Raw genomic sequence first — 13425 nt, 5'->3', positions numbered from 1 at the left:
CTTATCTGTATTTGACTTCTTGAACATTTATAACTTCTTGAATGACAATACAAATTTAGCAAAAATTCTCCAGATTACAAAATTCCAAAGAGTGATATTTGAAGTAATAACGAGACATTAACAATGGTCGGATTGCCGACTTTTTAGAGTGAACTCATAAATTAAAAACTGATGAAACAGAAACATCATTACAGGCAAAGACCGATGGCCTTGCTCCTGCTCTTGTTGGGGTGCAGCCTGGCGGTCACACAGGTCAAGGCCGAGCCTGGCAGCAAGTCGTCGGCAACTAAAGTTTGGGGAATCCATGAACCAGCGCAAACTTCAAAGGGCGTTGTCAAGGGATTCATTGGCGATGAGAACGGCGAGCCTGTCATCGGAGCCACCGTAAAAGAGAAAGGAACCACTAACGGAACTATTACCGACGCCGAAGGAACCTTCACGCTGAACGTCTCTTCCAACGCCGAACTGGAGGTATCTTATATCGGGTTCAAGAGTAAGAATATCAGGCTGAAAGGGCGTACGTTCGTCGCCATATCACTCATTCCTGACGACAAGGTTCTTGACGAGGTAGTAGTTGTAGGTTTCGGCAAACAGAAGAAAGAGTCGCTGGTGGGTGCCGTGCAGGCCGTGAAACCCGAAGATTTAAAGATAACTTCGAGCAGCCTCACAACATCTTTCGCCGGCAATATTCCCGGCATCATCGCGCGTCAAACCAGCGGAGAGCCCGGCTATGACAACGCAGAGTTCTACATTCGCGGCATATCGACCTTCGGTTCGAACAAGAGTCCGCTTATCATCCTGGACGGCGTGGAGATAAGTACCACCATGCTGAACAACATTCCACCCGAGTCTATCGAGTCGTTCTCAGTACTGAAAGATGCTACGGCCACGTCACTCTACGGTTCACGCGGTGCAAACGGTGTCATCATCGTGAACACCAAGCACGGCACTCTGTCTGAAAAGATGCAAATTGACGTACGGCTTGACAACACATTCTCGTCGCCTACCCGCATACAGGATATCGCCGACGGCGTTACTTACATGCAAATGTATAACGAGGCCGTGTACAACGATTCAAAGGCAGTGGGCCAGCCCTACACACCCTACTACAGCAACGACCGCATAGAAAAGACGCGCTCACGGGCCAATCCTTACCTTTTCCCTGACAACAACTGGTACGACATGCTGTTCAAGAAAATGGCATCGAACCAAAACCTCAACCTTAGCATCAGGGGTGGAAGCAAGCTCATCACCTACTTCCTTAACGCAGGCATCTTCTACGAAAACGGCATCGTACGCAAACCCACCGAGAGTCAGGCTCTCGACGTGACCATGCGTAACAAAAAATACCTCTTCCAAAGCAACGTTACAGCCAACATTACCCGCACGACAAAGATTCAGCTGAACATGAATACCCAGCTCTTTTATAATCATGCGCCGCGGGAATCGATTACCAACCTCTTTTATTATACCATGCGTGTAAACCCTGTAGGTTTCCCCGCAACGCTGCCCGCGGAAGCGGGTGACAGCTTCGTGCGCTACGGAATGAACACGCGGCAGGGCGTGGGAGGCCTGCAAACGAACCCCTATGCCTTGCTAAGCACAGGAGAAACTGAACGCAACTACGTCTACTCTACGACGGCGTTCAACATTGACCAGGATCTGAAGTTCATCACCCCTGGCCTGAAAGCCAGTGGCATGGCATCGTTCTACAACTATAGTTTCAACTGGCTTGACCACTGGATTGTGCCGTTCTACTATAAGGTCTCTGACGACTATCAGCTGGATGGCAATGGCAATTACGTCTACTCTACGGAATCAATCGGCAACCCTGGACAACCATACCTGCAATCAAACTCGGGGCGTGACCCTACGCAGACGGTGTGGTCGCTGCAAGGTAAACTCGATTACGCCCGCACATTTGGCAAGCACGACGTGGGGGCCACGCTGGTCTACCACATGAAGGAAACCAAGCGCGTGAAGGACAGTGGCAACGAATACGACCTTCTGCCATACCGCGAGCAGGGTCTCGCCAGCCGATTGACCTACGATTATGACCACCGATACCTGATGGAGGCCACGTTTGGATACAATGGTTCCGAAAACTTCAGGAAAGGCAACCGCTTTGGCTTCTTCCCCGCTATAGCGTTAGGCTGGACGGTTTCAAACGAACCGTTCTTCAAGTCCCTCAAGGAGGTAGTGCACAACCTGAAGATTCGTGGGTCGTATGGCCTCGTAGGCAACGACGCACTCTCCAGCCGTTTCCCGTACATCACGACGGTCAACATGTCGTCTGGCGGCAGTTGGTGGGTGGGTGACAAGTACTCCAACATCGGCGTGCCATGGGTAACCACCTACGGAAACGAACTGGCCACATGGGAAAAAGCCAAAAAGTTCAACATCGGCATGGACTTGAACCTCATGGGATGCGTCGATTTCAGCATCGATTACTTCACCGAACACCGCACGGGAATTTTCATGCAGCGCAAATCTATCCTCTCTGTCGCTGGATACGGCAGCAACCGTCCTTACGCCAATATTGGCGCGGTCAACAACAAAGGCGTAGACATGAGTCTAGTCTATACAAAAGTATTCAACAAGAATTTCACCGTAAAGGTGAACGGAAACTTCACTTATGCCCACAACGAAGTGACCGACGTGGACGAGCCCGTGAACGTTCCTGCCTATTATTCGAACCTGGGACACCCCATCAACCGCATACGCGGACTGGTTGCCGACGGCTTATTCACCTCACAAGAAGAAATAGACAACGCTCCCAAACAAGAGTTCGGAGCCTACACCGTAGGCGACATCAAGTACAAAGACCTGAACGGAGACAACAAGATTGACCTGAACGACGTCACGACCATCGGCAATCCGACGATACCTGAAATCATTTATGGTTTTGGCGCAACGGTTAGATACAAGAAACTTGACGCTACATTCATGTTCCAGGGTGCGGGCAAGGTAAGCCTCATGATGAGCGACATTCATCCGTTTGTCGACGGTTCGGGCGACGGATACGGCATAGCACAATACATCGTAGACGACCATTGGTCAGAGGTTAACAACAACGCGGCAGCCGCTTACCCACGCCTGTCAACCACCTTTGTCAACAACAACGTGCAGGCCAGCTCCTATTATATGCGCAGTGGCAGCTACATGCGACTGAAGAACGCCGAAGTGGGCTACACGCTTTTCTCCTGGCTTCGTGTATACGCCGCGACCACAAACCTCTTCACACTTTCGCCTTTCAAGACATGGGACCCCGAGATGGGCGGCGGAAATGGGCTGAAATATCCGCTGCAACGCACGTTCAAGATAGGCGTACAGTTCCATTATTAATCCACTATTCAAAAAGAATCCACAATCATGAAGCATAAACATATCCAGTTTCTTGCGACAGCAATGGCAGGTTTCATGCTTGCCTCGTGCAACTTCCTCGATGTGGTGCCGGAAGGCAGCGCCACAACAGAGGACATCTACAAGACACAAGTCCAGGCCGAAAAGATGGTACTGGGCTGCTATAGAGAGATTCCAGACTACTTCCAGCCACAACAATTTCCCGATGTCACAGGCTCAGACGAGATGGTTATTGGGCACCGAGGTACCACAAGATGGTTCCATTACAAGAGCCTGATGAACGGCGACGAATCGTCAAGCAACACGTATTACGGCCTGTGGAGCAACACGGCAACAAGCTATCCCACCGGTGCTGTCAAGAAAGACATTTGGGGAGCCGTACGCTATTGCTACAACGTCATCAACAATCTTGATAAGGTTCCCGACATCACAGAGGAGAACAAGAAAACGTGGAAGGGAGAAATGCTCTTCCTCATTGCCTACTATCACCAGATTATGCTCGAGTATTACGGCCCCATTTTCCTTGTCAAGGAGGAGAACAGCCCCAATATGCCCTCCGACCTCACGCGTTCACCTTACGATGAATGCGTTGACTTTATCGCACAAAAGTATGACGAGGCAGCCAGCCTGCTGCCTGCCGTGCGCCCCAGCGGCGAAAAAGACCGCGCCACGTCAGCCGCGGCCCTAGGGTTCAAGGCCCGCCTGCTGCTCTATGCGGCATCACCGCTGGTCAACGGCAACAGCCAGTACTACGCCAACTTCAAGAACCCTGACGGCACACCGCTGATGAACCTGACCTATGATAAGGAAAAATGGAAGAAGTCCATGGATGCGGCAGAGCAGGCCATCAAGCTGAGCGAAGCCAACGGATACAAGCTTTACGGCGGAACCGCAGCCGACGCGGCACAGGGGAAAAAGAACTATCATGAGGCCTTCGTGGGCGGAAACTCGGGCTCTTTCAACAACTGGGACGAGATACTTTTCGGCCTTGGCAGCCAGGGCACAGTCTCTTACTGCATCAAGAACATGGCCCCGCGCGTAGAGTTTACCGCCTACAGCTCAAAGGGATTCCGTGGTTACATGTTCCCTACGTGGAGCTGCGCCACACGCTTCTTCACCGACAAAGGACTGCCCTGGGAGGACGACCCCGACACCAAAAACCTGAAACCCGAGACCCTTGAGGCCGCGCCCGACTACCCTACAGAGCAAACCTCGTGCTACAACGTGCACCGCGAGCCGCGCTTCTATGCGTCAATAGGCTTCGACCGCGGGAAGTTTGAGGTGCAAAACGGCACCATTATGCTGCAATGCCGCCGTGGCGAACCGCAGCAGGACGACGGCGTAGAGAGCCACGAATACCAATGCGACAACGGCCTGTACTGCCAGAAATGGATATCGAGCAAGGACTACTACAACAAGACACAAGACAAAATTACCTACAACAGCTGGGTATTTCCGTATCTTCGCCTGGCCGAACTTTACCTCGATTACGTAGAGGCTGACTTTGAATATAACAAGACGCTGAGCGAGAAGAGCCTCACCTATCTGAACAAGATTCGTGTGCGGTGCGGACTTCCCACCTTCCAACAGTCGTGGAGCTATGCGGGAGGCATCCCTACCGACGAAACCAAGCTGCGCAGCGTCATTCACGACGAGCGTTCCAACGAATTGGTGATGGAAGGCCGTCGCTTCCACGACATCCGCCGGTGGAAGATTCTCGATAAGGTTCTTTCACAAAAAGAGAAATCCTGGAACATTGCCGGCAAAACCGCAAAAGACTATTATCAGGTAACCGAAATGAACGACGGCTCCTACATTGACCGCTCAAAGATTCAGGCACCCAAGAGCTATTGGCTCGCCATTCCTATCGACCAGGTACAGATTGACCCCAACTTAGTGCAGAACCCGGGATATTAAGATGCCAGTTCATCAGCGCAAGCTGCACCTGTACCCACATTCACAGCCATCCTTCAGCAGGCCGAAAACCTCTGAAGGGTGGCTTTTTACATGATTACAACGCCCGCGCCACACTGTGCCCAGCCAGCACACACACAAAGCCCACGACCAGGCTGCCAAAGGTATACAAGGCCAACCACCCAAAGTTATGGTCTCCTGCCAGCGCCGTACCTTCACTGATAAAGGTGGAAAAGGTTGTAAAGCCACCACAGAAGCCCGTGGTTAGAATAAGCCTTGTTGATGGAGACATCCAGTCTCCGCCATGGTTCAGCCCCGAGAAGAAGCCGATAAGCAAACAGCCCAGCACGTTCACCACAAACGTACCCAGCGGGAAAGGCAGCGTCGTCCACGTCTGCACCACTTTCGAAACCACAAACCTTGCGCCGCCTCCTAAGAAGCTTCCCGCGCCGACAATAAAGAAATCTTTCAGCATAACTGACAAGCAAACAGAATAAACAAAACCTGACAAGCATCATTTCTAAACCCGATTATATTCAATCGACAGGTATCAAGTGCCGTTGGTCTCAGGAAAGTGATAACGGAGACCCTAACGGGCAATACGCTGACTATTACATCCGGAGTGACACCGTTTTCCCGCCAAAGAGCGGAAGGATATTAATCTGCGCAATAAGGAGGGATACCCTCAGTGTGTGCTTATCTCAGAATGGGGCAATCCACAGAAGTCGATCCCCGCAGGGTCCAACATCGATTTTGAGATCTTCCTTCCTGACGTGATTCCGTATCGGCTGCTATCCATCGGATAAGATAGGATAGAAGTCTTATTGCCAAGTCGTGAGCTCTACCCACGACTCTCCGTCCCCCTGCAGTGTGACGCGTGCTTTCTGATAATCGGTGTGGGCTGCCTTGTAGGGATTCGTTAAGAAAGTCTGTGGATTGACGGCAACAAGCGGGAAGCAGCTGTATTGTATCTGAACGCTCAATCTGTGGCCGGGCAGCAGCACGTGCGCAATGTCGGGCATAGAGAAAGAGAGCGAGAAGTTTTTACCTGGAATTATTGGTTCCGGTTTTAAGAAAGAGTGTCGGAAGCGAGCGGGCATCACTTCTCCACGGACAAGCATCTCATAGCCATCAGGCCGGACATCGATGAGCTTTACGATGACATCAAGGTCAGTGGCAGAGGTGTTGAGCGTAAGTCTCACTTTGACGGGTCCCATGAGGTGGAGCGTGTCTTGTATTGCCGGCCGGACAAATGTAAGCACATCCTTGCGTTGTGTTGCAAATCGCTGGTCCGCAGCCATATAGGAGCGATCGCGATGGCGGCTCCTTATATTGTTATAATAGGGTACGGGATTTTGTGGGTCAGACATTACAGTTCCTCCCTCGAGTTCTATTCGCCTGTGATGCACTCCCCTGGGAGGCCAGCTGTTGAGATGTAGCCATTGACTTACAACATTGCGGTCTTTCATCACCTCCTCACGTGTCTCGGCCGATGGAAGTACGGTCACTGGAGAGGGTCTTTTCCCTTTATTTTCCAGATAATAGGCAAAGAACGGGTACTCTATTTGGTTGATAAAATAGGCTGCCGTTCCTTTGCCAAACCAGGCACCATCAAGATGCTGATAGTTGCCGTTACCCCAAGCGTGGTGATACCATGGGGCTTCGACGAGGAAAAGCGGAGTTCTGGATGAGCGGCACTTGATCTGTCTCCAGGTGTTCCATGCACCAAAGTTGTCCTCTGCGTCGTAGAGACCACCTACAATCATCACAGCCGGCTTAATCCCTTTTAGCTTATGTGTAGAGCAATGCGACTGCCAATAACCATCATAATTGGGATGATTGACAATATCAGTCCACAAGGAACCTTTCTCCAATACCGGCTTCAGAATATCAGTGATGGGACGATGATAAAACACATTCACCGTGGTGTCGACCTGAGCCAGGGGAGGAAGAGCTCTGGAAGATGGACCCGTGCGCATTCTGAAGAAAGATGCCCCGAAATTGTAACTGTCCATGAGCATCAAAGCACCGTTGTGGTGAATGTCATCGCCCATGAACCAATCGTTAACGGGGGCCTGGGGTGATGCGGCTTTTATTGCAGGATGCCCGGATCGGGCAGCCATCAAGGCGTAGAAGCCTGGGTAGGAAGTCCCCTTCACGCCCACACACCCGTTTGTGTGACAGTGGGTGAGGAGCCAGTCCACCGTATCCCACGAGTCAGAGGCTTCATCCGTCTCCCCGCCTTTCTTGTTTGGTAGATATGGTCTCGATTGTTCGAAGTGTCCCTCGCTCAGATAGGTTCCCCGAACATTCTGCCTGACAAGTATATAGCCATGATTGAAATAGATGCTGTCCAAACCGAACTGTTTACTGTTGAAAGTGTCGTCGTTATAAGGCGACAGCGCATAGGGCGTTCGCATCATAAGTATAGGTGCCTGGGGATTGTCAGTCGGTTCATAAATCTCTGTATAGAGCCGTACCCCATCACGCATGGGAATAAGAATATGACGCTTGGTGTAAGTGAAAGAAAAGGCACCAAGAGTCACTGCATTTAATAATGTGAATATTAATAGAAGCTTCTTCATCTTTTTCTTCTTCAATAGGATACCGACAGTTGCGAGTTTTTTCAAACTATTGTTTAATAGGGTATTGGTTTCATAGAGTTTCTACATATGTCGGCTTAACTCCATGCCCCTTCCCATACTCCTTCACCATCAATCTTGTCATTCTTCCGGTAGTTCCAGTCTTATTTTGCCTGACTTGCTTTTAGCCAGCCTATATTTTGGGGAAATAGAAAGAAGACTTGTGGCCGACAGTTATAATTCTTTCGCGATTCTGGGGAACGCCATAATTAATGGCATTCAAAATTTTGTAGTCGATGAGAGAGCCCACCTCAAGTCTTGTCAAATGGCATTCCCCCGAAAGGTTACGGTTGTATGTGTCAACTGCCGAAGGCACACACTCATAGCCTATTGTCTTGTAACCTGCCGATTCAAATCCCAGAGATAACCCACCACAACCGGCAAAAAGATCAAGGACAATTTCCCGTTCGCTCAATTTGGGTTTCAGTTTGTCGTTAATGAAATCTACGTAATCACTCATATGAGTGCAAATATAACAACTTTTTTTGATCATCCATAATAATTTCCCTGTTTTTTATTTTCGGATTGCATGGGGGGCGCAATTGTAACAGGTGCCAAACCTCACACAGAGTCGCTGAGATATGATGAGCCACTGAGGTTGTGCTTTTGAAACGCAGAGATTTTGGGAGAGGCCTTCGGCCTTGGGGAGCCTTTGTGGTACAGCCCCCCTGTGAAAGGCCTTCAGGCCTCTCACTGCCATTGCCGTCGGACAGCAAGCCGGGGTTGTAGAGGAAAGCGAAAAAAGTAAAAATGAGAACAGAAAAACAAGAAAAACTTAGTTTACTATTCATTTTTTTGTTATCTTTGCATAAACTTTAGCTGCGCTCGGCAACTTGCGAGCAAGCTCACGTTACACTCGCCGGCAAAAGTTTTGCTAAAACAAAGACATGGTATGATTGACAAGATAACACAATTTGGCAATGTGCCTGTAAGCACTGCAACCATAGCCTCACTGTTCCCTGACAGAAAGGCAGGCAACCAGAAGGTACGTAGGCTTGAACTTGGACATCAAATAATCCGTCTCAAGAAGGGAATGTACGTCGTTGACCCGAAGATAAGCAGAATGGCTCTCTCTATGGAGCTCATCGCCAACCATCTCTATACGCCTTCCTATGTGTCCATGTCTACTGCACTCCGGCATTACGGACTGATTCCAGAGGCAGTCTATCTCACACAGTCGATGACCATCAAGCACGCACGCACCTTCGACACACCGATTGGGAGGTTCGACTATAAGTCCATCAGCCGCGAAGCCTTTCCCATTGGTCTTACGAGCATCAACCGTCAGCAATATGCGTTCGTGATGGCAACACCGGAAAAGGCACTGTGCGACCTGATAGCCAACTCACCCTTGGTGAACCTGAGATACCACAAAGACGTCGAAGTGTATTTAGAGGAAGACATCAGAATGGAAATGGAGGATCTGCGCAACATGGACGTTTCCATCTTCGAACAATATGCGCAAGTTGGCAAGAAAGCCGCGTCAATAAAGACTATTATCAAGTATTTAAGAAGATGAGTAACAATCTCTACGAGCAGATGCTGTCTGCATATGACATGACAACTGAGCAACAGCAGCGCAATGCCATTTTTGAGGCCAACCAGCAGGTCATCCTTGCAGGGTTGGCTGATGGCGGCTTCTTCAATCATGCCGCTTTCTATGGAGGCACCTGCCTGAGAATCTTCCATGGACTGCAACGTTTTAGTGAGGATATGGACTTCTCTCTTCTGGCTCCGGAAGAGGACTTCGAGTTTACGCAGTATTTCCAACCCATCATTGATAAGTTCGCTATGGTGGGACGCGACGTAGAGATCAGGAAGAAAGACAAGAAGCATTTCGGCAAGGTAGAGTCCGCCTTTCTCAAGGACAATACAGATGTCTATGATGTCACCTTTCAGACCGAGAAATCAGTCAAAATCAAGATAGAAGTCGACAAACAGCCACCCATGGGTTTCACCACGGAGCAGAAGCTGCTTCTCTTGCCTCAGTCCTTTATGACCCGCTGCTTCACACTGCCAGACTTGTTTGCCGGTAAAATGCATGCCTTGGTATACCGCGCATGGAAAAACCGGGTGAAAGGCCGCGACTGGTATGACTTCGAGTGGTATATCAGAAACAGAGTTCCGCTTGATTTCAGACATCTAAAGGAGAGAGCCATGCAATTCAATAATGAGAAGATAAGCCAAGACTCTTTTTTAGACAAGTTGAAAGGACGTCTCGCCACCGCTGATATAGAGCAGGTAAAAGCCGATGTGCTGCCGTTTATCAAGAGACCCCAAGAACTAGAGATCTGGTCGAATGACTATTTCCTGCAGCTGGCTTCAATGATTGTGTTTGAAGCATGAAAAGGGTAACTATTCAGCTGGTCGGGAATCTGTCGCATTTAAAAAGAGGTGACAGGTGTCAAGTCTCACGTAGAGTCGCTGAGATATGATGAGCCGCTGAGGTTGTGCTTTTGAAACGCAGAGATTTTGTGAGAGACCTTCGACCTTGGAGAACCTTTGTGGTACAGCACCCCTGCGAAAGGCCTTCAGGCCTCCCGAAAAAGCTCGGAATCTCAGAATCATAAGAGTTTCTCTGCGGCTCAATAATCTCCGCACTTCTGCGTAATGAAAGGATGGACCGGCATCCATTCAAATCTGTCAACCCGGAGGAACTATCATGTGTGAGTGTATCCGTTAGCCTGTAAAAATAGCCCCACTACTTTTTGCGGGCAGCTGAATAGTTGCACCATGATTATTATATTGTTAATAATATATATAAAAAATAGGAAAAGGCCTACATATGAAGAGAAAACATCTATCTTTGTAAGAAACTTATAAAACGACCAACGATGACCAAGGAAGAACGGCATGGTGCTATCTTGGACTGTTTGCTCAAACAGGGATCGGTCTTAGTGACTGACTTGGCTTCCCGCTTAGAGGTCTCATCTGTTACCATCCGAAAAGATCTCACGGAGTTAGAAAAGGAGGGTAAACTCTACCGCAGCCACGGTAAGGCGATTCTTATCAATCCTTTCATCAATAACAGAACCGTCAGTGAAAAAGAGAAGCTTAACACAGAGGAGAAGCGACTCATCGGGATAGAGGCCGCAAAACTCATCACTCCTGACGACTCCATCGTGCTGGCCTCCGGTACGACTATCCATGCCCTGGCAAGGAATTTGCATCCGACAAGCAGGCTGACTGTAGTCACCGCTTCCTTACAAGCGGCTGAAGCTTTAGCGCCTCTTGACAATGTAGAGCTCATCCAGCTCGGTGGCATCGTTCGTCATACCAGTCTCTCCGTGGTAGGTAAGTATGCGGAAATGATTCTTTCCGGATTCTCGTTCAGTAAGCTCTTCTTGGGCGCTGATGGCATCAACCACGAGTTTGGTCTGTCGACTACAGACATGCGCGAAGCAGAGATTAACCGAGTCATGATGAAAGCCGCTCAAAAGACCATTGTGCTTGCTGACAGTACCAAGTTCGGTAAAAGAGGCTTTGCCAAGATCTGCAACGCTGAAGATGTGGACATGATCATCACCGACAACCGGCTGCCCCTACCTATACGTGAGCAGATAGAGGCTATGGGTATAGACCTGATCATTGCAAACGAATAGGACTCAAATCATTCATTTAATAGATAAAGTTATGAAAGTACCATCAGAATTTGATTCTATCAGGCCTTACGAGCCTGAGGAGCTGCCTGAGGTTTACGACAAGCTCCTTGCCGATGAACAGTTTCAGCATATCTTGGCTTACGTCTACCCCAATGTTCCGATGGAGACTATAGGGAAAAAGATGCATGCATGCAAGACGAACCTTGACTTTCAGCGTGCTTTCTGCTATCCCATATTACAAAAGCTCATCATCGAACAGAGCACGGGTATCGACATGGATATCTTCAACATTGACATCCACAACCGCTACACTTTCGTGAGCAATCACCGTGACATCGTGCTCGACTCCGCCTTTCTCGACAAGCTATTGCTTGACACTGGATTCAGCACCACATGCGAGATCGCTATTGGTGACAATCTCCTGCAGCTCGACTGGATCAAGGCTTTGGCGCGCATCAACAAGACCTTCACCGTGGAGCGGGCACTGAAATCGAGTGAGATGCTCCGTGCCAGTAAGCGCATGTCGGAATACATGCACTTCGCCATCGCACAGAAGCATGAAAATGTCTGGATTGCGCAGCGCCAGGGACGTGCCAAAAACTCCAATGACCTCACGCAGTCCGCCATCCTCAAGATGATGGCCATGGGTGGAGAAGGCACCATCATCGACCGGCTGACGCAACTACACATCGTACCACTGTCCATCAGCTACCAATATGACCCGTGCGACTATCTCAAGGCACGTGAGTTCCAGCTCCGTCGTGACCTGCCTTACTGGAAGAAATCTCCAGGCGATGACCTCGAGAGCATGAACGTGGGTATCCGCGGATACAAGGGTCATATCCATTATTGCTGTGCTCCTTGCATCGACGAATGGCTGCAGACCGTAGACCAAGACCAGCCACGGAACAAGATGTTCGACCAGATTGCAGAGCATATCGACCACGAGATTCACTGTAACTATCATCTCTATCCGCAGAACTATGTGGCTCTCGATATGATTCAAAATACTAAGATGTACACCGATAACTACACGCAGGAAGAATACGATAAGTTTGAAGAATACATTATCAGCCGTCTCGCCCTCATCAATATCGACCATAAGGACGAGGCTTATCTGCGCCGCTGTCTGCTCACACAATATGCTTATCCTACCCGCAATTACCTTACGGCCACAGAGTCGACGGGAAGGCTTAAACAGTTCTTCAGCAAGTTCAACTTTACGAAATAAGGTGTCAAGGACTCTTTCTTTCATCTTCCTTTTCCCGCTTCTTGTCGCCTGCACCAACAATGTCTACGAGACCGGTGATGCACGCTACAGCTACTTGCGCACCGATTTCGTAGAGGGAAAGACCGACCATCAGGCGCGCATCACGTCGGCTATCACTGATGACGGCACCAGCCTGACTTTCACGCAACCACTACAAGTCAACTGGAAGCTGACGCCCAACAGCCTGTGCCGCACCATGCTTTATTATAATATGTATGCCAATGGCACCGACTCTACCACCGTGGAGCCTTTGTCAGCAGAGATGGTCTATACGCTCAATCCCGTGAAAGTCCCTGCCAAGTCCACCATTCACACCGACCCCGTGAACTTCATCAGTGCATGGAAAAGCAAGAATGGTAACTATCTAAACTTCTGTGTGGGCATCAAGACAAGTTCATCCGGTGACAAGAACAGGGGGCAGACGATAGGAGCCGTGCTCGACAGCGTCGTAGAAAGAAGCGGGAAGCCCGTCTATTATATCAGGTTCGTACACGATCAGGGCAGTATCCCCCAATATTATACGGTAGATACTTATGTCAGTATCCCCACAAAAAAAATGACAACCGGCAGCGGCGTGCGATTGTCATTGAATACTTACAGCGGATGGATTGTCCGCGAATTCACGTGGTAAGCA

At 49.5% G+C, this 13425-nt stretch carries 10 protein-coding genes; 7 read left to right on the top strand and 3 right to left on the bottom strand.

The window, feature by feature from the left end:
* The first annotated feature begins 171 nt into the window (after positions 1-171).
* Positions 172-3345: a SusC/RagA family TonB-linked outer membrane protein gene (locus tag PREMU_RS04230; RefSeq protein ID WP_007573396.1), complete on the top strand. Its 3174-nt coding sequence runs from the start codon at positions 172-174 to the stop codon at positions 3343-3345.
* Between the two features lie 27 nt (positions 3346-3372).
* Complete coding sequence (locus tag PREMU_RS04225) at positions 3373-5280, top strand: RagB/SusD family nutrient uptake outer membrane protein (RefSeq protein WP_007573394.1); 1908 nt, start codon at positions 3373-3375, stop codon at positions 5278-5280.
* Positions 5281-5374: 94 nt separating this feature from the next.
* On the opposite strand, the gene crcB is transcribed toward PREMU_RS04225, so the two are convergent.
* From crcB to PREMU_RS04210, 3 genes are all read right to left on the bottom strand, one after another.
* A complete protein-coding gene (crcB, locus tag PREMU_RS04220) occupies positions 5375-5752 on the bottom strand; it encodes a fluoride efflux transporter CrcB (protein ID WP_007573393.1) in 378 nt (125 codons plus the stop codon).
* 346 nt (positions 5753-6098) lie between these two features.
* A complete protein-coding gene (locus PREMU_RS04215; protein ID WP_156803959.1) occupies positions 6099-7862 on the bottom strand; it encodes a CocE/NonD family hydrolase in 1764 nt (587 codons plus the stop codon).
* A 190-nt stretch (positions 7863-8052) separates the two neighbouring features.
* A complete protein-coding gene (locus PREMU_RS04210) occupies positions 8053-8379 on the bottom strand; it encodes a DNA cytosine methyltransferase (protein WP_007573388.1) in 327 nt (108 codons plus the stop codon).
* Positions 8380-8811: 432 nt separating this feature from the next.
* Between PREMU_RS04210 and PREMU_RS04205 the strand changes: the two genes are divergently transcribed.
* The 5 genes from PREMU_RS04205 to PREMU_RS04185 all read left to right on the top strand — a co-directional run bounded on the left by PREMU_RS04205 (position 8812) and on the right by PREMU_RS04185 (position 13422).
* Positions 8812-9438: a type IV toxin-antitoxin system AbiEi family antitoxin domain-containing protein gene (locus tag PREMU_RS04205; RefSeq protein WP_007573383.1), complete on the top strand. Its 627-nt coding sequence runs from the start codon at positions 8812-8814 to the stop codon at positions 9436-9438.
* Positions 9435-10265, top strand: coding sequence for a nucleotidyl transferase AbiEii/AbiGii toxin family protein (locus tag PREMU_RS04200; protein WP_007573381.1), 831 nt, complete (start codon positions 9435-9437; stop codon positions 10263-10265). Before PREMU_RS04205 ends, PREMU_RS04200 begins: the two co-directional genes overlap by 4 nt.
* Positions 10266-10753: 488 nt before the next feature.
* Positions 10754-11521 carry a DeoR/GlpR family DNA-binding transcription regulator gene (locus PREMU_RS04195; RefSeq protein ID WP_007573380.1) on the top strand — a complete coding sequence of 256 codons (768 nt, stop codon included), beginning with the start codon at positions 10754-10756 and terminating at the stop codon, positions 11519-11521.
* A 31-nt stretch (positions 11522-11552) separates the two neighbouring features.
* Positions 11553-12752: a 1-acyl-sn-glycerol-3-phosphate acyltransferase gene (locus PREMU_RS04190; protein WP_007573379.1), complete on the top strand. Its 1200-nt coding sequence runs from the start codon at positions 11553-11555 to the stop codon at positions 12750-12752.
* 1 nt (position 12753) lies between these two features.
* Positions 12754-13422 (top strand): NigD1/NigD2 family lipoprotein, encoded by a 669-nt coding sequence (locus PREMU_RS04185; RefSeq protein WP_007573378.1) that lies wholly within the window; start codon positions 12754-12756, stop codon positions 13420-13422.
* Positions 13423-13425 lie beyond the last annotated feature (3 nt).

The sequence above is a fragment of the Hallella multisaccharivorax DSM 17128 genome (assembly GCF_000218235.1).
GTDB lineage: Bacteria > Bacteroidota > Bacteroidia > Bacteroidales > Bacteroidaceae > Prevotella > Prevotella multisaccharivorax.
The sequence above is the reverse complement of the archived record's forward strand: the minus strand, read 5'-3'. Positions and strand labels throughout refer to the sequence as shown.

What these genes read in the sequence shown, in the direction of transcription:
- PREMU_RS04225 (WP_007573394.1), top strand. Translation starts at nt 3,373, where the DNA reads ATGAAGCATAAACATATCCAGTTTCTTGCGACAGCAATGGCAGGTTTC.
- crcB (WP_007573393.1), bottom strand. Translation starts at nt 5,752, where the DNA reads ATGCTGAAAGATTTCTTTATTGTCGGCGCGGGAAGCTTCTTAGGAGGC.
- PREMU_RS04230 (WP_007573396.1), top strand. Translation starts at nt 172, where the DNA reads ATGAAACAGAAACATCATTACAGGCAAAGACCGATGGCCTTGCTCCTG.
- PREMU_RS04215 (WP_156803959.1), bottom strand. Translation starts at nt 7,862, where the DNA reads ATGAAGAAGCTTCTATTAATATTCACATTATTAAATGCAGTGACTCTT.
- PREMU_RS04195 (WP_007573380.1), top strand. Translation starts at nt 10,754, where the DNA reads ATGACCAAGGAAGAACGGCATGGTGCTATCTTGGACTGTTTGCTCAAA.
- PREMU_RS04190 (WP_007573379.1), top strand. Translation starts at nt 11,553, where the DNA reads ATGAAAGTACCATCAGAATTTGATTCTATCAGGCCTTACGAGCCTGAG.
- PREMU_RS04200 (WP_007573381.1), top strand. Translation starts at nt 9,435, where the DNA reads ATGAGTAACAATCTCTACGAGCAGATGCTGTCTGCATATGACATGACA.
- PREMU_RS04210 (WP_007573388.1), bottom strand. Translation starts at nt 8,379, where the DNA reads ATGAGTGATTACGTAGATTTCATTAACGACAAACTGAAACCCAAATTG.
- PREMU_RS04205 (WP_007573383.1), top strand. Translation starts at nt 8,812, where the DNA reads ATGATTGACAAGATAACACAATTTGGCAATGTGCCTGTAAGCACTGCA.